The 22219-nt window shown below is 42.6% G+C and carries 23 protein-coding genes; 13 read left to right on the top strand and 10 right to left on the bottom strand.

All coding sequences use genetic code 11. From position 1 onward, the window contains the following. The first annotated feature begins 2 nt into the window (after positions 1-2). Positions 3-1001, top strand: coding sequence for a PseG/SpsG family protein (locus ACMUMQ_RS03045; RefSeq protein ID WP_414680556.1), 999 nt, complete (start codon positions 3-5; stop codon positions 999-1001). A gap of 8 nt (positions 1002-1009) precedes the next feature. Here the strand turns inward: ACMUMQ_RS03045 and ACMUMQ_RS03040 are convergent, their stop codons facing one another. Further along, positions 1010-1582, bottom strand: a complete 573-nt coding sequence (locus ACMUMQ_RS03040) for a DNA-3-methyladenine glycosylase I (RefSeq protein ID WP_414680555.1) — start codon at positions 1580-1582, stop codon at positions 1010-1012. 151 nt (positions 1583-1733) lie between these two features. Between ACMUMQ_RS03040 and ACMUMQ_RS03035 the strand changes: the two genes are divergently transcribed. The 6 genes from ACMUMQ_RS03035 to ACMUMQ_RS03010 all read left to right on the top strand — a co-directional run bounded on the left by ACMUMQ_RS03035 (position 1734) and on the right by ACMUMQ_RS03010 (position 7136). After that, the gene (locus ACMUMQ_RS03035; RefSeq protein ID WP_414680554.1) at positions 1734-2354 is read left to right on the top strand and encodes an NUDIX domain-containing protein; all 621 of its coding nucleotides are present in this window, start codon (positions 1734-1736) and stop codon (positions 2352-2354) included. Positions 2355-2358: 4 nt separating this feature from the next. Further along, complete coding sequence (gene yihG, locus ACMUMQ_RS03030) at positions 2359-3336, top strand: 1-acylglycerol-3-phosphate O-acyltransferase, YihG family (protein ID WP_414680553.1); 978 nt, start codon at positions 2359-2361, stop codon at positions 3334-3336. After that, complete coding sequence (locus tag ACMUMQ_RS03025) at positions 3333-3824, top strand: DUF1249 domain-containing protein (protein ID WP_414680552.1); 492 nt, start codon at positions 3333-3335, stop codon at positions 3822-3824. The genes yihG and ACMUMQ_RS03025 overlap by 4 nt, the downstream gene beginning before the upstream one ends. A 16-nt stretch (positions 3825-3840) precedes the next feature. Then, positions 3841-4422, top strand: a complete 582-nt coding sequence (locus ACMUMQ_RS03020) for a YqiA/YcfP family alpha/beta fold hydrolase (RefSeq protein ID WP_414680551.1) — start codon at positions 3841-3843, stop codon at positions 4420-4422. 128 nt (positions 4423-4550) lie between these two features. Then, positions 4551-6449: a DNA topoisomerase IV subunit B gene (gene parE, locus ACMUMQ_RS03015; protein ID WP_414680550.1), complete on the top strand. Its 1899-nt coding sequence runs from the start codon at positions 4551-4553 to the stop codon at positions 6447-6449. A 72-nt stretch (positions 6450-6521) separates the two neighbouring features. Then, positions 6522-7136, top strand: a complete 615-nt coding sequence (locus ACMUMQ_RS03010; protein ID WP_414680549.1) for a UPF0149 family protein — start codon at positions 6522-6524, stop codon at positions 7134-7136. A gap of 87 nt (positions 7137-7223) precedes the next feature. Here ACMUMQ_RS03010 and ACMUMQ_RS03005 read toward each other — a convergent pair whose 3' ends face one another. Next, positions 7224-8420, bottom strand: a complete 1197-nt coding sequence (locus ACMUMQ_RS03005; RefSeq protein ID WP_414680548.1) for an amino acid aminotransferase — start codon at positions 8418-8420, stop codon at positions 7224-7226. A gap of 185 nt (positions 8421-8605) precedes the next feature. Continuing rightward, a complete protein-coding gene (locus tag ACMUMQ_RS03000; protein WP_414680547.1) occupies positions 8606-9802 on the bottom strand; it encodes an MFS transporter in 1197 nt (398 codons plus the stop codon). A gap of 238 nt (positions 9803-10040) precedes the next feature. Here ACMUMQ_RS03000 and ACMUMQ_RS02995 point away from each other — a divergent pair, with 238 nt between their 5' ends. The 4 genes from ACMUMQ_RS02995 (at position 10041) to ACMUMQ_RS02980 (ending at position 12842) form a co-directional block, all read left to right on the top strand. Then, positions 10041-10844 carry a siderophore-interacting protein gene (locus ACMUMQ_RS02995; RefSeq protein WP_414680546.1) on the top strand — a complete coding sequence of 268 codons (804 nt, stop codon included), beginning with the start codon at positions 10041-10043 and terminating at the stop codon, positions 10842-10844. 167 nt (positions 10845-11011) lie between these two features. Next, entirely contained in the window at positions 11012-11392 is a 381-nt protein-coding gene (sdhC, locus tag ACMUMQ_RS02990; RefSeq protein WP_414680545.1) for a succinate dehydrogenase, cytochrome b556 subunit, read from the top strand. After that, a complete protein-coding gene (sdhD, locus tag ACMUMQ_RS02985) occupies positions 11383-11736 on the top strand; it encodes a succinate dehydrogenase, hydrophobic membrane anchor protein (RefSeq protein ID WP_414680544.1) in 354 nt (117 codons plus the stop codon). Before sdhC ends, sdhD begins: the two co-directional genes overlap by 10 nt. A gap of 161 nt (positions 11737-11897) precedes the next feature. Further along, on the top strand, positions 11898-12842 hold the full coding sequence (locus ACMUMQ_RS02980; RefSeq protein WP_414680543.1) for an AEC family transporter: 945 nt from the start codon (positions 11898-11900) through the stop codon (positions 12840-12842). A 72-nt stretch (positions 12843-12914) separates the two neighbouring features. Here ACMUMQ_RS02980 and galU read toward each other — a convergent pair whose 3' ends face one another. Together galU and ACMUMQ_RS02970 are read right to left on the bottom strand one after the other, a co-directional pair. Further along, positions 12915-13742, bottom strand: coding sequence for a UTP--glucose-1-phosphate uridylyltransferase GalU (gene galU / locus ACMUMQ_RS02975; protein WP_414680542.1), 828 nt, complete (start codon positions 13740-13742; stop codon positions 12915-12917). A 76-nt stretch (positions 13743-13818) separates the two neighbouring features. After that, positions 13819-14700, bottom strand: coding sequence for an ArgP/LysG family DNA-binding transcriptional regulator (locus tag ACMUMQ_RS02970; RefSeq protein WP_414680541.1), 882 nt, complete (start codon positions 14698-14700; stop codon positions 13819-13821). A gap of 90 nt (positions 14701-14790) precedes the next feature. On the opposite strand from ACMUMQ_RS02970, the gene ACMUMQ_RS02965 reads away from it, so the two are divergent. Further along, complete coding sequence (locus ACMUMQ_RS02965; protein WP_414680540.1) at positions 14791-15399, top strand: LysE/ArgO family amino acid transporter; 609 nt, start codon at positions 14791-14793, stop codon at positions 15397-15399. A 39-nt stretch (positions 15400-15438) separates the two neighbouring features. Here the strand turns inward: ACMUMQ_RS02965 and ACMUMQ_RS02960 are convergent, their stop codons facing one another. From ACMUMQ_RS02960 to betI, 5 genes are all read right to left on the bottom strand, one after another. Further along, positions 15439-16722, bottom strand: a complete 1284-nt coding sequence (locus ACMUMQ_RS02960) for an MFS transporter (RefSeq protein ID WP_414680539.1) — start codon at positions 16720-16722, stop codon at positions 15439-15441. 225 nt (positions 16723-16947) lie between these two features. Further along, positions 16948-18138, bottom strand: coding sequence for a choline ABC transporter ATP-binding protein (choV, locus tag ACMUMQ_RS02955; protein ID WP_414680538.1), 1191 nt, complete (start codon positions 18136-18138; stop codon positions 16948-16950). Positions 18139-18141: 3 nt separating this feature from the next. Next, a complete protein-coding gene (gene choW, locus ACMUMQ_RS02950; protein ID WP_414680537.1) occupies positions 18142-18987 on the bottom strand; it encodes a choline ABC transporter permease subunit in 846 nt (281 codons plus the stop codon). 68 nt (positions 18988-19055) lie between these two features. Beyond that, complete coding sequence (locus tag ACMUMQ_RS02945; protein ID WP_414680536.1) at positions 19056-19988, bottom strand: choline ABC transporter substrate-binding protein; 933 nt, start codon at positions 19986-19988, stop codon at positions 19056-19058. Positions 19989-20109: 121 nt separating this feature from the next. Continuing rightward, a complete protein-coding gene (gene betI, locus ACMUMQ_RS02940) occupies positions 20110-20691 on the bottom strand; it encodes a transcriptional regulator BetI (RefSeq protein ID WP_414680535.1) in 582 nt (193 codons plus the stop codon). Between the two features lie 290 nt (positions 20692-20981). Here betI and ACMUMQ_RS02935 point away from each other — a divergent pair, with 290 nt between their 5' ends. Continuing rightward, positions 20982-22130 carry a MalY/PatB family protein gene (locus tag ACMUMQ_RS02935; RefSeq protein WP_414680534.1) on the top strand — a complete coding sequence of 383 codons (1149 nt, stop codon included), beginning with the start codon at positions 20982-20984 and terminating at the stop codon, positions 22128-22130. Positions 22131-22219: the final 89 nt, after the last annotated feature.

The following is a 22219-nucleotide window of genomic DNA, read 5'->3' as shown; positions in this document are numbered from 1 at the left end:
AAGTGAAAGCCTTTATCCGAGCGGATGCCTCTGTCGAAATTGGCATGGGGCACAGAGTTCGTTGCCAAGCACTGATTCACGCCTTTCAAGCTTTGGGTTGGCGTTGTGAGTTTGTCGTTTATCGTCGTTATGATGAGTTTTCAGACGCGAGCGACCGAATCATTGATTCAGAAGCAGATTTCCTGCCATTAGCGGAACAGGCAGATTTGGTGATTTTAGACCATTACGGTTATCAAGTTTCTGACATTAACCGTTTATACCAGCATCAAAAGAATTTACTGGTGCTGGATGATATGAATGATCGAGGCGATTTTTCGGCTACTTGGGTGCTAAATCCATTGAATGAAATGTACGCTTCTTCTGTTCAGTACCCTCTCACTGGCAGTCAATATGCTTTATTAAGACCCTATTTCTCCCAAGCTTTAAAAATACAGGCAATGGAAAAACATTGTCCTAATAAGCTGCTTATTACTTTAGGAGGAACCGATCCTCTTGCCCTCACTTTACCTATTTTGCAGTCTTTGTTGTCTTCGGGTTTTCCTCGAGAAAATATTGTGGTGATGCTTGGTAAGAACGCATTGAATGCCGAATCTGTCATGACCTTCTGTCAAAAGGAAAGTATAGAAATTGAAAGGGGCGTGACAGACGTAACGCCTTTGATGAGGTGCGCTAAAATGGCCATTTCTGCCGCTGGTGGAACCTTGTTTGAGTTAGCTTGTTTGGGCGTTCCTACTGTATTTGCACAAGTGGCGGACAATCAAACACGATCATTGGAGCAGCATCTTCCATTAGATTGGTGTCGAACAGTTCGTTTTGATGGTGTCTCCCATGATATCCAGAAAGAGCGAGTAACACTTCTGGTTAAACAGCTGCACAGCTTATGGCTAGATGAAGTATGGCAAGAAAAAGCTCGTAAAACAGCGCAGAGTTTAGTGGATGATCAAGGTGCGAACCGAGTAGCAAAAACGATTCATACACATCTAGAAAAGGTACTAATCTGAGGTTTCGACTAGCCTACATAAGCTTTTTCTCTGGCGATACAATCCTGTAAGTGGTCATTTACCATGCCAGTCGCTTGCATAAACGCATAACAGGTCGTTGCGCCAAGAAACTTAAAGCCTCTTTTCTTCAGGTCTTTTGCAAACTTCGTTGATAATTCAGTTACCGCAGGTACATCTTCGTGGGTGTTTATTGTGTTGCTTATGACTTTTCTGTCGCTGAATGCCCAATAGTAATCACTGAAAGAACCGAACTCCTCTACAATCTTTAAAAAAGCGTTGGCGTTATTAATGGTGGCTTCTATTTTTGCACGATGTCGAACAATGCTTTCGTCTACTACTAATCTGTCTACATCCTCTTTCGTCATTTTGGCTACTTGGATTGGATCAAAATTATAAAATGCCGCTCGATAACCTTCACGTTTTCGTAAAATGGTAATCCAGCTTAGACCTGCTTGAGCGCTTTCTAGTACAATGCATTCAAATAGCTTTTGGTCGTCGTAAACAGGCACACCCCATTCGGTATCATGATAATGAATGTATTCGGGCGATCCTAAACACCAAGAGCAACGTACTTTTTCCATGAATGACACTCCGCGATTTATGGCTTTTATAATGAGATGAATAGACTTTAGATCAAGTTAGAGCTGAAGGTCAAAACCTCATGAAATCAACCATGATAAATGAATCATATTGAACCTCTAAAAAATAGTGGTTTGTATAAGGCAAGATAATATGACTTTTAAACCAACATACAGCAAAAAAGATGTCGATGTTCTAAAAGACGAATGCCTTTACAAAGGCTTTTTTGAAATGCGTAAACTGACATTGAAACACAAGAAGTTTAATGGTCAATGGAGTAATCCAATGACTCGCGAGATGATGGTGCGAAGCGATGCGGTTTGTGTGCTTCTGTTTGACCCTGCAGCGGATAAAGTATTGCTGATCGAGCAATTCCGCCCAACCATGTTAAGAAGTGAATCGCCGTGGCTGCTTGAACTGGTTGCTGGCATGGTCGAAGAAGGCGAGACAGATGAAGAAGTCGCTCGTCGAGAATCCTTAGAAGAAGCGGGTGTTGTCGTAAAGCGTCTCGAATACATGTTCAAATTTGTGCCGTCACCGGGTGGTTTAGTCGAATATCTACGCATGTATGCTGGTGAGTTTGATTCTAGTTCAGTGGATTTGACAAAAACTCATGGTTTAGACGATGAAAATGAAGACATTAAATTGCACTTAATGACCTCTGATGAAGCAATTGCTTTACTAGAACAAGATGTAGAAAACGCCAGTACCATCATGGGATTGCAATGGTTTGCCCTAAATAAAACGAAGTTAGTTAAGCATTGGTGTGTTTAGCATTATGAGTCAAGAAGCCGTATTCGCATCTAAAAAAAGGTCTTTCTTACAGCCCATTGTTGGTGTGACATCTTTCATGTTTATGAGCATGAATGCCTTTTTCTGGACATTATTGGTTCACCTTGTTTCACCTCTACTTTTGTTAAAACAGTCAAAGTATGAGGTGTTTGCAGAACAAAGCTTTGATTGGCTTTATAACGGCTGGGTCGCATCAAACGAATGGTGGTTTCATCATGTACTTGGTGTGGAGTGGGAGCTTGATGACAACATGCAGACCGATTTTCAGCATTGGCATTTGATTATTGCCAATCATAGGTCTTGGGTTGATGTTTTTGTTATTTTCGCTCAACTGCGTGGTCGTCGCCCTTTACCACGAGTGTTTATGAAACAAGCACTTATATGGCTGCCATTGGTGGGAACAGCCACTTATATAATGGGATTCCCATTCATGAAGCGTTATACAAAAACGCAAATAGAAAAGAATCCTAGTTTGGCTGGTAAAGATTTAGCCACCACAAAGCGTTCTTGTCGCCGTTTGTTGAAACGTCCAAATTCAATCATGAGTTTTGTTGAAGGCACGCGTTTTTCTGATATTAAGCATCAGCAGCAAGAGTCTCCTTATACTTGCTTATTAAAACCCAAAGCGGGTGGCGTAGGCTTTATATTGCAAACTATGCCCCAAACTATTAAACAAATTACTGACATCACCGTATTGTACGAGCAACCCAACATCACGGGTTGGGACTTGCTCTGTGGTCGTATTGGTCGAGTGAAAGTGATGGTTCGAGAAGTGGCGCTTCCAAACACGCTTTTGGCGCCAGACTATCGAGCGTCTGATAAGGATAGAGAACACTTTTTTGCTTGGTTTAATCTATACTGGCAAGATAAAGATATGCGGATGAATCATCAATTAAATGCCTTACGAGATGATTCAAAAGTAGCAGGAAAGGCTTTTACAGAAGGAAAAACCTCAGCAGAATGACAGATGTAACAAAGGCTCACATGACAAAGAAGAAGGCGAACAACTACGTACCAGACTTGGTCAGCTTGCAGATGCTCGGCGAATTGAATTACCGTCGCTTGGGCAAACTGATGCGTGGCCAAGAAACTCTGGATGCGTGGCATTTTGCGATTCACAGTGTGGGTGATCAAGAAAGCCGTTTAAGGCTAACTTTAGGCCAAGAAAGCCGTTTTACATCTGAAATTACCTTAGAGTTTGGCCCAGAAATTGAAAAAGAATTGCTTTTCAAAACCACACTTTCTATGACTATCCGGCTTTATCATGATGTTGGTCTTGCTGAAATTACCGACGGTCACCGACAGTATCAAGGTGCTTATCCGTATCCTAACGACGCTATGTTGCATCGAGATGAGAAGTTTCGCTTAAACCAACAGTTAGCGGATTTATTGGAGCTATGCCTAAAGCACGGACACAGATTAAACAACACGCTGTCTTTCCAATTTGCCTAATACAAAGAGAACCACTGTGAGCAGCTTACTTTATATCCATGGCTTTAACAGCTCAGAAATGTCCCATAAAGCAACACTATTAAGTAATGCTGCAAAGGCTTTAAATCAGCCAGACGTAGTTATTTCTCCGCGATTATCTTGGCAGCCCGCACAAGCAATTAGGCAGCTTGAAGCAATTATTGAAGAGAACAAAGCAACAGGAATGACGCTAATAGGCAGTTCGTTGGGTGGCTTTTATGCGGCTTATCTTGCGGAAAAGTACCAACTAAAAACCATATTAGTGAACCCAGCAGTGCAAGCTCCTGAGCTACTGCAAGAGCATTTAGGGCCTCAATATAATCCTTATACTCAAGAAGAGTATGAGCTGACTCAGGCTCACATGACGGAGCTTAAGCAGCTTGTGGTGACGAACCCTACGCCAGAATTATATTGGCTAATGGTGCAAGAAGGAGATGAAGTGTTGGACTACCAAGCGGCACTTGATGCCTTCCCTAAAACCGCACGATTAACCCATGAACAAAAAGGCGATCATAGCTTCACAGAGTTTGACCGTTTCACAAAAGAGATATTTCGTTTCGCTGAAATAATTACAGAGTAAGCTACTGCTTTTATTGGACTATTTCACACGGTGTAAACCAGTGATAGACTCTAGTGATCTAATTTACGTTTTGATGCCATACACAATAAATCTTGTATCGCATTATCAATTTGGAAGAAAAAACACGCATGTCTGCAAAAGAATATAATGCCGGATCGATAGAGGTTCTAAGCGGTTTAGAGCCTGTTCAAAAACGTCCAGGAATGTATACGGACACCACACGCCCTAACCACCTTGGGCAAGAGGTCATAGATAACTCAGTAGATGAGGCTTTAGCAAAACATGCTGATCGTATAGAAGTCATACTTTATAAAGACGGCTCGCTTAGCGTAGAAGATAATGGTCGTGGTATGCCAGTTGATATTCACCCAGAAGAAGGTGTATCTGGCGTCGAACTGATTCTGACCAAGCTACATGCTGGTGGTAAGTTTTCCGGTGATAACTACCAGTTCTCTGGTGGTTTGCACGGTGTGGGCGTTTCCGTGGTTAACGCCTTATCGACGTCTCTAGAAGTTTGGGTGAAGCGTGACGGCGTTCAATATCATATTGGTTTTGAAAATGGCTTTAAAACCTCAGAGCTGAAAGAAATCGGTACAGTTGGTAAAAAGAACACAGGTACAAAAGTAAAATTCACTGCCGATCCTAAGTATTTCGACAGCCCGAAATTCTCCCTTTCTCGTTTAAAGCATTTATTGAAAGCGAAAGCTGTGCTGTGCTCAGGCTTGCATGTGGTTTTTATTGACCAAAGCGGCAGCGAAGAAGTTCGTGATGAATGGTTTTACCAAGATGGTTTGAAAGATTATCTAGCCTTGGCAAATGAAGGCTTTGTACTTTTACCAGAAGCGCCGTTTATTGGCGGATTAACCGAAAAAACACAGGGCGTAGACTGGGCCGTACAATGGCTACCGGAAGGTGGTGAGCTTGTTACAGAAAGTTATGTGAACTTGATTCCAACCGCGCAAGGTGGAACACACGTTAATGGTTTGCGCACAGGTTTACTTGAAGCGATTAGAGAGTTCTGTGACTTCCATAATCTTTTGCCGCGCGGCATCAAACTAACCGCAGAAGATGTTTGGGATCGTTGTAGCTATGTACTGTCAGCGAAAATTCAAGAGCCGCAATTCTCAGGGCAAACCAAAGAGCGCTTGTCTTCTCGTCAAATCGTGGCGTTCATCTCAGCAACGGTGAAAGATTCTTTTAGTCTTTGGTTAAACAAGCACGTTGAAGACGGTAAGAAAATTGCTGATCTTGTTATCAACAGCGCGCAAAAGCGCCTGAGAGCCAGCAAAAAAGTGGTTCGTAAAAAAGTTACTCAAGGCCCAGCATTACCAGGCAAATTAGCAGATTGCTCGGGACAAGACTCTTCACGAAGTGAATTATTTCTAGTGGAAGGGGATTCGGCTGGAGGTTCAGCAAAACAAGCCCGTGAAAAAGACTTCCAAGCTATCTTGCCGCTACGAGGCAAGATTCTTAACTCTTGGGAAGTGGATTCTGGGCAAGTGTTAGCATCGCAAGAAATTCATGATATTTCCGTCGCTTTGGGCGTTGATCCAGGTGATGAAGATTTAAGTGGCCTTCGTTATGGAAAAATTTGTATTTTGGCCGATGCCGACTCAGATGGGCTTCACATCGCTACACTAATTTGTGCTTTGTTTGTTCGCCATTTTCCAGCTTTGGTGAATAATGGCCATGTATTTGTTGCCATGCCACCTTTGTATCGAATCGACCTTGGCAAAGAAGTGTATTACGCATTGGATGATGAAGAAAAAGATATCACCCTGCACAAAATTGCCGCTGAAAATAAACGTGGTACACCAAATGTTCAGCGATTCAAAGGCTTGGGTGAGATGAATCCGTCTCAACTACGCGAAACCACTATGGCGCCAGATACTCGTCGTTTGATACAGCTAACAATGGAAGACAAACCTGACACCAATGAGCTGCTTGATAAATTACTGTCTAAAAAGCGCGCCGGTGACCGTAAAAATTGGTTAGAAACCTACGGCAACTTAGCGATAGTAGACTAGAATTAATAGAGTAGAGCCATACATAAACGATGTAGCTTAACTGTGTTCAGCGTAACAGAAGTGGAAAGAAAAATGTCCGAGACAAAAAGCGATGATGTCATAAGTGAAGAAGTGCTTTATGAGAAAATTGATCACTACTTAATGATGTTTGGTGGTGACCGATCGCTGCTTTGTGTATCTGAGTTAGACGGATTTTTAACTGCGCTAGGTTGCTCATTAAAAGAGCTAGAGCCAGACCTTTGGCTAAACGCCATCTGGGGCGCGGACGAAGATCAACCTATTTGGGAAAGTACAGAGCAAGAAGATGAGTTCTTAAGTCTTGTTCTGATCATGTATATGGAAACCATGAACAGCTTATTGTTTGGCGACTTTTACCCAGTTTATTTAGAACAAGAAGTGGATGGACAGCAAAAGATTATTGTCGATGAATGGTGTGTTGGCTTTATTCGCGGAGCAAAATTGATCGGTGTTGGTCTCGATGGCGACCGAGAATTCTTTGACGAAGTGCTCGCTCCTGCTCGCTTATTTGGTACAGAAGCCGGTTGGGAAAGACAGAAAAGCATGGTGGAAGAAGAAATCGACTTTTGGCGAGAAAATCTAGAGCCTTCTGTTCTTCGTTTGGTGCAACATTTTCATCCAGAAATGCAAACTGTGCCACGCTTGTCCGATACCCGAGTACTTCACTAAATACTCTCTTACAATGAGATAAAAAAGGCCGAGATGATTTTGATCATCTCGGCCTTTTTTGCTGGTGTTGCTAATGATCTAATGGAACTAGCCAACCACTTTAGCAATGCTCTCGCAAAGGTAATCGATGTTATCATCGCTTACGCCAGCAATGCTCATACGGCCAGTATCGGCAATATAAATCGCGTATTCGCTACGCAAAGTGCGAACTTGTTCTAGCGTTAAACCTGAGTAAGAGAACATACCGCGCTGGTCTTGAATGAAAGAAAAGTCTTTGCTTACACCAGAAGCGGCCAGTTTTGCCACCAATTTTGCACGTAATCCGTTAATACGATCACGCATTTGAGCCACTTCTTGTTCCCATTCTGCTTTTAACTCAGGGTTCGACATAATGGTATAAACCACTGCCGCACCATGTGAAGGTGGCATAGAGTAGTTCGCACGAATCGCCTGACCAACAATAGAGAAGGCCGCGTTTGCTTCGTCAGCGCTTTCAGCCATGATGCTCAAACCACCACAACGCTCACGGTAAATACCAAAGTTCTTGGAGAAAGAGTTAGCGATCAACATGTTGTCTACATTTTCAGCCATGTGGCGTAGCCCAGCCATGTCTTCTTCTAAACCATCGCCAAAGCCTTGATAAGCGGCATCGACTAACGGTAAAAGACCTTTCGCTTTGACGAATTCAGTCAACACTTTCCAGTGCTCAAGCTGCAAATCGATCCCTGTTGGGTTGTGGCAACAAGCGTGAACAAGTAGTACATCGCCTTCTTTCACTTCTGCTTCCAACTTCGCCATCATATCGTCAAAACGTAGGCCGTTTGTCGCAGGGTCGTAATAAGGGTAATCCAGAATTTCCACACCAGCGGAATCAAAAATCGACTTATGGTTTCCCCAAGTTGGGTCACTTACCCAAAGGCGAGCACCTTTCAAATTCGCACTAATGAAATCCGCAGCTACTTTTAAAGCGCCAGTGCCGCCCGGTGTTTGCGTTGAACGAATACGTCCAGAAGACACCAATGCATGACCTTCACCAAACAACAAATCTTGAATGATTGGCTCAAATTCCGCCGCACCATAAATGCCTAAATAACTTTTAGACGCTTCCTGTTCCAGCAAAATCGCTTCGGCTTTTTTCACCGTATTTAAAATAGGCGTATGACCGTTATCGTCTTTATAAACACCGACACCTAAATCAATCTTGTTTGGGTTAGGGTCTTTTTGATGAGCAATAATGAGAGCTAAAAGTGGGTCACCAGAAACGGCATTAAGATGCTTAAACATGATGTGTCATGCGTCCTTATCAGAGTGTTGAGAGGAAAGTGAAACCGTATTTTGCCGTAAATACAGCAAAATACAATCTAAGTGGCAAGGAAATGAACCTTGAGTTGTAAAGAAAGTAAGACACTTCGAAGCTAGACCGATTAAATTTGATGATCTTAGCTTCAAAGGTGTTTAGTTATTTGATTTTATCCTTTGCGCACTTCATTGCCTTCCGTTGGATGGTTGGGAATGTACATGGCGAGTATGAGCGACATAGCGGCCATGGCGGCGCCTGCAAAGAAGACGCTGGCTGGGGAAATTAGCCAGATTAAGCCAAAGGTAACCGGGATGACGACGGCAGCAATGTGGCTGATGGTGAAGGAAACGCCAGCAGTTGAGGCCATGTCAGCTGGGTCGGCAATTTTCTGGAAGTAGGTTTTGATTGCCAAGGCGAGGGCGAAGAATAGGTGGTCGACTACGTATAGTCCTGCCGCGAGAATTTCATTTTCTACTAAACCGTAACTGATAAATACCAGTATCAAACCTATGTATTCAAAGGTGAGGGCTTTGCGTTCGCCAATCACGCCAATGAGGCGGCCAATGCGTTTGGCGAAGAGCCAGTTGAAAGCGTAGTTGATTAAGAATAATAAGGTGATGTCGGCGGCGGAGTAGCCGAATTTTTCGACCATGAGGAAACCTGCGAAAACGACGAAGATTTGGCGTCTCGCACCGCTCATGAAGACGAGGGCGTAATACAGCCAGTAGCGCTTTCTGAGGATGAGTTTTTTGTTTTGTATGGTTTTGCTTTCAAAGGTCGGGAAGGCGAGCCACATGAAGATCACGATGCAAAGGGAGGCGCTGCCAGCAATGAGATACACCCAACGAAAGTCGAGCTGAAATTGTTCCAATAATACCCACAGCACGCCGTAAGTGATCAGGGCTGACAAGGCGCCAACCGAGATGAGCTTGCCGAGCACTTCGGGCGCTTCTTCTTTTGTTAGCCATTGTAGAGACAAGGATTGTTTTAAGGTTTCTAGGTAATGGAAACCAATCGACATTAGCAGTGTGGTACACAGCAAGCCGGCTAAAGAAGGAAAAAAGCCTGTGATGGCAACGCCAACGGTGAGCATGACTAACGACAGCATCATGAACTTTTGTTCGCGTATGAATAGCAAAACGAATACGGCGGTAAAGGCAAGAAAACCTGGGATTTCACGAACACTTTGTAATAAGCCAATTTCTGCGCCAGTAAAAGCGGCTTTTTCAATGGCGAAGTTGTTGAGCAAGGCTTGCCAGCTGGCAAAGGCAATTGGCAATGCTATTGCAATAAGTGTGAGGAGTGTTTTCGGGTTTTGCCAAGAATGAGCTGTATCCTTTCTGGCAGAAGTTATATTGTTATTCATGACTGTCCTTGAAAATACCGTGAAAAAACTGGTACTGGAGAAGTTAATTGAGTTTGGATTATCGTTTTTTTCCGCTTAAATAGAAATAGACTAAAAAACCGAGTAGTGATTTCAATCGTATGTATTATTTAAGTGGTTTTCCTGTTGAAGCAGAACAAATAAAAATTGGTATTTTTGAGAAGGGTTATCGTTTATATTAATGGCGTTTTTTGATGACCTTTAGATGGCTTGAGGATGTATGACATCGATTTTACAAAATGAACGGGAAGAAGTTCAGCTGAAGCAGCGAGTAATAACGGTTGTTGAGGTGAAAGATATATCGAAAACTCTGCGTAGGGTGACGTTTCATGGAGAAGATTTAGAAGGTTTTAAGTTTCACCTTTTGTCTCCTGAAGCCCATGTGAAATTGTTTTTCCCCGATATGGAAACTGGCGAATTGAGGATGCCAACGGTTCCAGCTGACGGTTGGGGCGCTGATTGGGAAGGTGTAAACGAAGGGCGTTTCTCGCCGTTTCGTGATTATACGATTCGTTCTTTTGATGCAGACGCTTTAATCGTGGAGATCGATTTTGCTTTGCATCATGTTGGTGTCGGTGGACCTTGGGCGGTTCAGGCAAAAGTTGGGCAAAAGCTTGGCATATTTGGTCCTAGGTTTATTAAAACTCCGCCATTAAATGCTAAGCGTTATGTTTTCTTAGCCGATGAAACCAGCCTTCCTGCTTTGGCGCGTTGGTTAGAAATATTGCCTGAAGAAGCGATTGTGGATGCTTGGATTGAAGTGGAGTCGGCGGAAAGCGAAATCATCTTGCCGTCGCATGTTGGAGCGAATGTTCATTGGCTTTATTCTAAGCCAGATGAAACCATCGGAAGTAAGTTGATAGAGGCGGTTGAATTAATCTCGGATGAGTTTTTTAGCTCTGAAACTTGGGTTTGGGCGGCTACGGAAGCTCATACTATTGCTAAGTTGAAACGTACTCTTGTAAAAGACGAGCGATTAAATTCAGCGCATTTAGATCTTACTTCTTACTGGAAGCAGGTCTAAAACAGCTGCTGGATTCGAGAAATGGCCGACAAACTCAAAAAATTGGTCTAATAATAGGTAAATTATTAGCATTCTAGAAAATGAGTTTTATAATGGTGCTCGACAATAGGTACTTCTTATTCACTTTTCATATTTACCATCACATGGGATAAAAAAGGAAACCTCAAATGAAAAATAAACGTCCAGTTAATCTGGATTTGCACACTATTAAGTTGCCCATTACTGGGGTTGCTTCTATTTTGCATAGAATCAGCGCGGTAATCTTATGGGTAGCGATGGCTTTTTTCTTGTCTGTTTTATGTGTTTCATTAGGCTCTCCAGAAGGGTTTGATAATATCGAGAAACTGGTAACAGATAATTTTCTAGTTCAGTTCATTATTTGGGGTTTCATGACCGCAGCGGGTTACTACACGATGGCTGGTTTGAAGCACATCACTCAGGAGCTGGGTTACTTTGAAGAATTAGAAAGTGGGAAGCTGATTTCAAAAGTGGCGATCGGTTTGGGACTTGTCATTAGTTTTCTATTTGGTGTGTTGATATGGGCTTAGGTTTAAAGCGGGAGAACCGCAGCGGTACAAAAGAGTGGATTTTTCAACGAGTAAGCAACATAGCGATCATTGTTTGGTTGTTTGTTTATTTAGGTTTAGTTCTTTCACAAACAGAATTAACTTATGAAACGTGGAGTGCAATTCACAGTGCTCTATGGTTTAAAGTGTACTCTTCTGTGACGTTAGTGTTGGCTATGATCAACTCGATTTTAGCAGGCTGGCAAATTGGTACAGATTACACTCAGAAGGTGTCTGTTCCTGGTTTTGAAAAAGGCTTTCATGCCTTCTATTTTGTTGTCAGCATTGTTTACTTGCTTGTTGGTTTAGGGATTCTTTGGGGTTAATTCCAAGGTCGTTCTAGCCAATCACGTAAGGCGCACAAAATATAAAAACTCTGATCAAAATAACCTTGGTCAGAGTTTTTTACTTTTAGGGAACCATAAAAAAAAGCGTGCGTGTTACTTTCTGGCTTTCTCATTGTGTTGCTTTGTTTGTGAGGTGAGTGGTGCTTTCTCTTTCTTTGGCTGTGCTACCAGTTTTTTTGTTATTAATTGCTGGAGCGATTTGTCAGCGCTTCCGTTTTCCTATGGAAGGCTTTTGGCCAGGTGTCGATAAGCTGTCTTATTGGGTGTTGTTTCCTGCTTTGTTGTTCCATAAAACATCGCAGATTGATTTCACTAACCCTATGTTGACGAAGTACGCTTTCATTCTTTTATTCGCTTTGTGTATTGCTGCTGCTTTTGTCTTTATCAGTGCATGGCTCTTAAAAGTGCAGGCGCCCACAGCCTCTTCTATGCTGCAAGCTGGTGTGCGTTTTAATACTTTTATTGTGCTGGCTCTGGCGGGTAGTTTATATGGTGATGACGGTTTGGTGCTTGCTGCGTTAGGTGCGTCTGTATTGATCCCTTCAATTAATGTGTTTCTCGTTGTGTCTATGGTGCTGATGCACCGACCACCGGCTAAAAATGGTGTTGTATTAACCTTGCCGCGCTTGTTGAGTGGGGCTTTGATTCGTAACCCTTTGATTGTTTCTATTGTGCTAGGAAGTGGCCTGAATTTGTTGGGCTTAACGCCGATTATCTTAATCTCAGACGTGGTGGGAATGTTGTCTCAGTCGGCTCTGCCATTGGTCTTGCTAGCCGTGGGAGCCAGTGTTCGATTAGAAACAGTTCGCTCTGTTGGTATGACATTTTTGATGTCTTCGATAGCGCGTTTTGCGATATTTCCTCTCGTGATTGGCATTATGTGCTGGTGGTTGGATGTGAGAGGCTTACCAGCTTTGGTGGCTGTGTTATTTGGTGTGGTGCCAACAGCAACATCGGCTTACGCTCTAGCGCGTCAATTAGGAGGCGATGCAGATAGAATGTCTGCTTATATCACTATGCAGACGTTGCTTTCTGTATTCACTGTGCCAGTTAGTGTTTGGCTGAGTCAGTATTTTTTATCTTAAGAAGCAAAGATTTGAATACAAAAAAAGCCACGTAACTTTTGGTTTACGTGGCTTTATGATGTTTCTTTCTAATTAGCTTTGCTTATAAATGTTCTCGTAGCAAAAGTTAGTTGCTTCAACAAAGCCATCTACACTACCGCAGTCAAAACGTTTGCCTTTGAATTTGTAGGCTAATACACAGCCTTCTTGAGCTTGTTGTAAAATGGCATCGGTAATTTGAACTTCTCCGTTACGGCCAGCTGGCGTGTTACGAATTTTGTCAAAGATGTCTGGCGTTAAAATGTAACGGCCAATGATGGCTAGGTTTGATGGTGCTTCTTCTTTACTTGGTTTTTCTACCATGTCCGTGACGCGGTATAAACCATCCATCATAGACTCGCCTTTAATCACACCATATTTGTGCACTTCGTCTTCTGGAACTTCTTCGATGGCCACAATGGTGCATCGGAATTGGTTGTAGAGTTTAACCATTTGCGCCATAACGCCATCTTCTTCACCGAAGCAAAGGTCATCAGCAAGCACAACACCAAAGGCTTCATCGCCGATTAGTGGCTCGCCAGTCAGAATAGCGTGACCCAAACCAAGCATGTTGTTTTGGCGTGTGAAAGAGAAATTCACGTTGTCGATGAGGTGACGGATACCGTCCAAATATTGCTCTTTATTGGTGCCAGAGATTTGATGTTCTAGCTCGTAGCTGATGTCGAAATGGTCTGCAATTGCGCGTTTACCACGGCCTGTTACGAAAGTGACGTTGTTGAGTCCTGCTGCTTCCGCTTCTTCTACACCATACTGGACCAAAGGTTTATTTACGACAGGAAGCATCTCTTTTGGCATAGATTTAGTTGCTGGTAAAAATCGAGTACCGTAGCCAGCAACAGGGAATAGACATTTGCGAATCATAATTTTTCCTTAAAATGGTATTAGTAAAATGGCTGTAAAAAAATAAAGTGGTAGCCCGCCTGTTCCTATTAATTCTTTAGTATAAAGCATCTTTTGTGACATTTTTTATCACTTTAGTTAACCGATCCAATACAGGGGAGTTAAGTTTGTACCAATGCCAATAAAGTGGCAAGGCTAATTGTTTGTCTGGAAACAGGGAAATCAGCTGTTTATTTTTTAGTTTTTCTTGTACTTGTACGCTAGGAACTAAAGCACAGACTGTGCCACCCATTACTAGCTCGACAAAGCCATGGGAGGAAGGATAGGCATGACTGTTTCGTATATCAGCCTTTAATTGTAAGCACTCATCGAGATATCGTCCCCAAAGTTCATCGTGTTCATCGTAAATAAGAGAAGGAGACTGCAAGACGGACTCTGGACTCAAGTCGCTTTTTAAGTAGGTTTCGATGAAGCTTGGTGTGGCGACCAGCTCGTAATGCATATTGCCAAGAAAAGTGGAATCACCACCTGCGACTGGAGTGCCTGTTTGACTAAGGCAGGCAACCACTTCTCCTGTTTGTAATAGGGATCGAGTGTTGGCTTGGTCTGCCGCTTTAATGTGTAATTTGGTGTTATTGGTTGCCGAAAAGTCCCTGATGACTGGAATAAACCAAGTGGCGAGAGTGTCGTTGTTAACGGCAATGTTGATTGGATAATTGGATGTCTTGCCTTGTATGGCTTCCTGTAAACCTTCTTCAAGCATAGAAACTTTATTGAAGTGAGCAAGCATTTGTTCACCTAGCGGTGTAGCAACCACAGGGCGAGCGCGAATTAACAAAGGGCGGCCGCAATCTTGCTCAAGGCGTTTGACGTTTTGTGATACAGCCGATTGAGTGAGGTTTAAATAGTTTGCTGCTTTATCAAAACTTTGAAACCGTAGAACCGCTTGTAAGCTGGCAAGTGCTTTATAATCCAACATAATTTTTTCTAATGTAGTTTTAGTTTAATTAATTTTAATTTAGGTTCTGCTTTCCGTAATATCAAGCGAAATTAAAGGAGAGCAGTAAATATGTTGGCGTTGATCAGTGGTGCAATTACAGGTGGTGGCTTAATCATAGCGGTAGGAGCACAAAATAGCTTTTTACTGGAGCAGGCGTTAAAACGGCATTATGCGTTCCCGATTGCCTTGTTGTTTATTTTGAGTGATGTCTTATCTATGACGTTAGGGGCATTCGGTCTAGGTTTGATTTTACAAAGTCACGATTGGTTGTTAACAGCTTCACGTTGGGGCGGGGTTGCTTTTTTAGTGTGGTTTGCGTGGGGGAAATGGCGATCGTCTTTTCAAGATGAACAGTTGATTCTAGAGCAATACACTAAGCGGCTCGCGCTTTGGCCTTTGTTTATGATGGGCTTTGCGGTGACTTGGCTGAATCCGCATTTCTATTTGGATACCATGATTCTAATTGGCAGCTTAGCAAACCAATGGCAAGACGATAAATGGGAGTTTGTCTTAGGTGGTGCATTGGCTTCGTTGATTTGGTTTTTGTCTTTGGCTTTTATTGGTCGATTGTGTGCAAAGTGGCTAGAAAGTGCGAAATTTTGGCGTTGGTTTAACCGTGTTAATGCTATTTTGATTTGGTTTATTGCCTTCAAAATTGCCACACAGCCTTTATCTTAATCTGATAAAAACTGTGAGGCTGCATTAGGGAAAAGTGAATTAAAGTTTGATTTCTACTTCGTGGCTTTCTTCTACTGGAGCAATAGAGGAATCGGCTTCCACAAGCATTTCCGCTGTTGCAACAGAAGAAACGGTCAAAGCCACAGGGATTTGATCTCCCTGATCTTCGATAATCATCGCTGGTTGGTAATGGATTCTATATATCGCAACCAAAGCCACAAGTATGTTTAGAGCGGCAACAAACCAGAATAAGGCGTTTATTTGGATGAGATCCATCAAGGCCGCAGCAGCAAGAGGTCCAATCATTCCGCCCACGCCATTTAGCAGAATCATACCGCTACTGGCAGAGAGGATTTGCTCTGGACGCAACTGGTCATTCATGTGAGAAGATGCCAAAGAGTACATAGGAAACACAAACGCGCCGACCGCAAACATGCCTGCCATCATGATGATTTGGCTATCCAGATTATAGCCAAGCGGGATGATTAACGCCGATAGCGCTCCGACAATGCTGACCCAAAGAATGGTGACACGACGATCTTGTCGATCCGATAACTTTCCTATTGGCCACTGCAATAACATGCCGCCCACATAGCTGGCACCGATAAAGAGTGAAATTTCAGCGATATTCATCCCAATGCTTTTCGCATACAAAGCGCCCAAGCCCAGCAAAGCGCCGGATGTGACACCTGCAATTGTTACGCCAGTGAAACCCAAAGGCGCGGTTTTCATTAGAGAAATGATATTGATTTTTTCTGGGACGTTGATCGTTGGCGATGGTGTACGAACGAGCAATAACGGCACCAAGGCGAGAGAAATCAAGACAGACGTTAAGATGAAAAGATCATAGCCATCAGGTGGAGAAAGGTTCAACAAGAATTGACCTAGAGTTTGGCTAGCCCAGATTTCAATAATATAAATCGAAAACAAACGGCCACGGGTTTTATTTGTGGCGATATCGTTTAACCAACTTTCGGTAACAATAAATAAGCCCGCATAACACAAACCTGTGCCCATACGCATTAGCATCCAGAACCAAGGATTAATAATGGCTGACTGCATCAAAATGGTAATAGAAGCCAAGGACGCGACGGCGGCAAACACTCGAATATGGCCTACGTTTTTGACCCAGTTCGGAACCAATAAAGAACCGATAATAAAGCCAAGATAGTAGGCCGACATGATCAAACCTGTCGCTGTCGTATTGAAGGATTCGATGGAGGCACGAATACCAATCAAAGAGCTTTGTAGCGCACTTGCCATGGTTAAAATGGCGATGCCAAAGAGCAAGCCCCAGATGGGAAATAAGGTTTGTTTTAACATGCAATATCCTTTGAGCTAGCTGCGTATTAAAAAGCGAGTTTGAACTGGTCAATATTTCGGCAGACTATACCGATAGAATTTTCGAATGCAATCACTAATCAATGAGTTTGGCACTAGGAATATCAATTAATTTATTTGACGTTATAAAAAGCAGGTTTGATGATGTTTTCTCATAAAACCTGCTTTTTTATTCCGAATAATCAAGCGTTATAGACATAAAGCAAATTAGGCCGCTTCGACATTTCGCTCAAAATGCTTACCCAGTAATGCATGGTAGAAGTTGTGGTCAGTCAAAACGCCTACACACTTTTCGTTTTCTTCTAATACCATGAAATGTTTGGAGTGATATCGAATGTCGACCGCATCACGCATTGATATATTACTCGGAACAATGAAAATGGCATTGTCTGGAATGTTGTCGAGCAGCATGCCTTTTGCCCAATAAATGGTTGGTACTTGTCCTTCTTGATCTTGAATGGAAATGAGTTTGCCATTACTTAGATTAAGCCACATGCCGTTTTCTAAAATTACCTTATCGTTTTGAATGGCAAGTTCAGAGAGTGGTGTCATCAAGGAGTGGCCACATAAGACATTTAATGGATTGGTGTGGGCGACAAAGTTTTCAACGTATTCCGTTGCTGGATTCAAGACAATTTCTTCTGGTGTGTCTTCTTGAATGATTTTTGCGGATTCCATGATCGCAATTTTAGTGCCGATCTTCAGCGCTTCGTCTAAATCATGGCTAACAAAAATAATGGTCTTGTTGAGGCGTTTTTGCAGCTCAATCAGCTCGTCTTGCAGCTGTGTACGAATCAATGGGTCAAGTGCTGAAAAAGGCTCATCCATTAAGAGTAGATCAGTGTCCATGGCGAAGGCCCGAGCCAAACCAACACGCTGTCGCATACCACCTGACAGTTCGTCTGGTTTTTTGTCCGCCCATTTATCAAGGCTCACCATTTTGAGTTGTTCGCGCGCTTTGATGAGGCGTTCGGTTTTTGGCATGCCTTGCATTTCTAAGCCGAAGGCAACATTCTCTAAAACGGTCAACCAAGGCATTAAAGCAAAGCTTTGAAAAACCATAGAAACACGGTGTGTACGCATGTGACGTAAGGTTGCTTCGTTGCATTCGGCCATATCAACCATATTATCACCGTCTTTAACAAGACAGCGGCCACGAGCAATCTTGTTTAAGCCATTGATGGCTCGCAGTAGGGTGGACTTGCCAGATCCAGATAATCCCATTAATACACAAATTTCACCTTCATTTACTTCTATGTTGGCATTTTGCACGCCAACAACATCCCCTGTTTTTTCAATAATTTCGTTTCGAGTATGTCCCTTATCCATGAGCGAAAGCGTTTGGGCTTTATTGTCGCCAAAGACAATATCGACGTTTTCAATTTTTACAACGGCCATAAATTATCCTTCACTCTTAGTGGATGGAGACTTACAAATACGATCTAGCATAATAGCCACTAATACAATGGCGATACCGGCTTCAAAACCTTGTGAAATGTTGACTGTGTTTAAGGCGCGCACGACTGGCTTTCCTAGCCCATCAGCACCAACCAATGCCGCGATCACTACCATAGATAAAGACAACATAATGCATTGTGTTACCCCTGCCATAATGTTTGGCATAGCGGCAGGTAGTTCCACCTTGTAGAGTAATTTAGATTTGGTACAGCCGAATGCTAAGCCTGCTTCTAATAATTCATTTGGTACTTTGCTCACACCTAAATAGGTTAAGCGGATTGGAGCAGCAATAGCGAAGATGATAGTTGATATCAAGCCAGGGACATAACCTAAACCAAATAGAATCAGCGTTGGAATAAGGTAAACAAAGGTTGGTATGGTCTGCATCAAATCTAATATTGGTCGCAATATGGTATACAACCAAGGGCGATGTGCTGCCGCTATGCCAATAGGCACACCAATCAGCACGCTGATAGTAGTCGCAGAAACCACCAGTACTAAGGTTTGGATGGTTTCAATCCAATACCCCATATTAATAATAAAAAGTAGAGCGGCGGTTATAAAGACTAATAAGCCAATACTGCGATGGAGAAACCAAACGCCGACTAAAACAATGCCAATGACAATGAGTGGATGAATAGATTCAATGGTATCAACCATGGAGAAAATCATGGTTTCTAAAATAATAGAGATTAGATCAAAAAAGCCGGAAGCCGCAGAGACTAGCCAATCGACAAAGTTTTCCATCCAAGTGCCAAGAGGGATTTTATTATCCGTCAGCCAATTCATATATATTCTCCGATGTAACAAATAGTGCGCCTTGAGTGCTTGTGTTTCACTTAAGGCGCGTTCTGGAATTAAAGGCCTAGGTGTGATTTAACTGCGCTTAAGCCGTTTCCACCAGATTGAGTTGTTACGCCACTTAGCCATGCGTCGAGTACTTCTGGATTGGCTTTTAACCAATCTTTTGCGGCAAGATCTGGATTTTTACCGTCATCAAGGATTGCACCCATGATTTCATTTTCCATTGGAAGGGAGAATGTTAGGTTTGTTAGTAGTTTGCCTACGTTAGGGCATTCTTGAACGTAACCTTTACGGATGTTGGTATGTACATTTGCACCACCAAAATCAGGGCCGAAGTAGTCATCGCCGCCAGCTAAATATTCCATTTCAAAGTTTGCGTTCATTGGGTGTGGCGCCCAACCAAGGAAAACAATCCAATTATCACGGCGAGTGTTACGGCTTACTTGAGAAAGCATTCCAGCTTCGCTTGATTCAACAATTCGGAATGAACTTAAGCCAAAAGCATCTGAGTCAATCATGTCTTGGATAATACGGTTGCCGTCATTGCCAGGCTCGATACCGTAGATGCGGCCGGAAAATTCTTTGCGGTGTTTTGCGATATCAGAAAAATCTGTCACGCCTGCGTCATAGGCGTTTTTGCTTACTGCTAGGGTGTATTTCGCCCCGACTAAATTTGGCCCTAGATCTTCTACTGTGCCAGCGGCAAGGTAAGGCTCGATATCTGCTTGCATGGTTGGCATCCAGTTACCTAGGAAAACATCAATATCTCCATTGGCAAGAGATGTGTAGGTAACAGGTACGGATAATAATTGTGTTTTTGTTTCGTAGCCTAAGCCTTCTATAACTGCACTTGTGACAGCGGTTGTTGCTGTGATGTCAGTCCAGCCGACATCTGAAAATCGAACCGTTGAGCAGTTTGCTGCAGCTAAGCCAGAAGCTGCTGCGATGCTGATGGTTAGTGCTGTTTTTTTCGTCTTATTGAACATATCTTATCCTCTTTTTTGATAAAACCAGGTTTATAAGTAAATACAGCGCCAATACCAGACACCGCAATTCGTGAAATTACGAAATTTGAACGAATTTGCTGCTTTAATTAATCGGATCTATTTAGCTCTGAAATGCCAGATCCAGATAATTTTCAATGAGCTGGGCAGATACTTCTTTGTTTATGCCGCCCGCTAAAGATCCTCGAAGCCACATACCATCGATCAATGCCGCTATCATTAAGGCGATTTCTCGTGCTTGTTTCACTTCAAACTCTTCTTTTAATACACACACTAATGCGGTTTTTAAGCGCTTAGAGTAAACGTTCTGTAATCGGTACAAAGACGGTGTGTGCATTGCCGAAGCCCAAAATCCCATCCAAGTTTTCACCACTTGGGGCTGAGTTTGAGATTGGCTAAAGCTGGCTCTGACTATTGCCATTACTTTTGCTTGCACCGATTTGTTTTTCGTTTTTGCAATTTCTTCAGACAAAATTTGGAAGAATTCGCGAATTAAACTTTTCATTGTTTCTTCGTAAAGGCCGTCTTTGCCACCGAAATAGTGGTTAATAATGGCTGGCGACACACCCGCTTTTTTCCCTATTAAGCTGACGGTTGCACCAGAAAAACCATATTTATCTATGGCTTTAATTGCTGCTTCGATGAGCTGAGGTTTACGTATTTCAGGCATTCCAACTTTAGGCATTTCTTATCCTTTTTTATTAAACGGCCGTTTAATTAAAACTATACTAGGCTGAATGTGTAAATCAGGTCAACCCTTGATAATTCTAAATATTAGCGCTCTAATTAATTTAACTTTATGATTTATATAGATATTTATTTAATTTAAAGATTTTTTTGTCTTTTTCTTAAGCTATTATGTCGGTTTGAGATAAATAAATGAGATTTTTTATGTATAAATCGCCTCCAATATTTTGTGTGGTGGTCAGGATCGTGTTACTTATCTAGTTAAATAAACAATCGGAGCTTTGGTGAATGAGTACTTCTGTGTTTGATGCATTAATAGATCGTTCTAAGATGTGTAGTGATAAATGGTCTAAATACCCAGAGAATGTCATCCCAATGTGGGTGGCGGATATGGATTTTGACTCTCCAAATTGTATTAAAAAAGCATTGAATCAGCGAGTTGAAGAAGGTGTTTATGGTTATACACATACACCTAAGGCGTTAGTTGAAGCCATTCAGTCACACCTTGTTAAGCGCTATGGTTGGAACGTATCTGGAGCGCATTTAGTGCACTTGCCAGGTCTTGTTTGTGCACTGCATTTAAGCGTTCGAGTATTTTCTAAAGAAGGTGACGGCATTGTTGTACCAGGACCTGTTTATTACCACTTAACAAAAGCGCCTTTGTTGGCCGATCGAGAGTTAACCAGTGTCGGTATGCTTGTTGAGAAGGGTCGTTGGGTTCCCAATATGGCTGAGCTCGAAGCGGCCTGTGCGAAATCAAACAGCAAGATGCTTTTACTGTGTAACCCTCACAATCCAGGCGGCACGGTTTATACAAAAGCAGAGTTGTTGGCGATTCATAAGTTGGCAGAAAAATACGACTTAATTGTTGTGAGTGATGAAATTCACTGCGACTTAATTTTAGACGATTTACCGCATATTCCTTTTGCAAGTTTGAACGACGACGCTGCCAACCGAACCATTACTCTAATGGCGCCGAGCAAGACCTTTAACATTGCGGGTCTTGGTTATGCCTTTGCTGTGATCGAAAATAGCCAGCTGCGCCAAGCCTTCAATAAAGAAAGAGCAGGATTGATTGCTTCTCCAAATATGTTGGGCTTAACGGCTGCTCTAGCGGCTTACGAAGAAGGGCAGGAATGGCATCAAGCGTTATTGCAGTATTTGGCAGAGAATCGAGATCTGTTGGCTGAGAGACTATCTGCTACACCGATAAAAATGCTGCATTTAGAAGCAACGTATCTTGCGTGGTTAGATGTATCGGCTTTAGGTTTGGACAACCCTTATCAATTTTTTGTTGATGCGGGTGTTGGCATGTCCGATGGCAAAGATTTTGGCGATGCTAACTTTCTTCGCTTGAACTTTGGGTGTCCTAAGTCAGTACTTGAAGAGGCGATACAGCGCATAGAAAGTGCGTTGAAAACACATCAAGCAAGCTGATGTAGCAAGTTTCAGCAATACTCTAGGGTGGAACTTGTCGGGAAAATAGGAGTCCATTGCTGTTGTCATTAACAGCAAGTGGGCTTATA

Source organism: Marinomonas algae (assembly GCF_047525555.1).
In the GTDB taxonomy this organism is placed as follows: Bacteria; Pseudomonadota; Gammaproteobacteria; order Pseudomonadales; family Marinomonadaceae; genus Marinomonas.
Note: the sequence above shows the minus strand (reverse complement) of the source record. Positions and strands in the feature narration are given on the sequence as shown.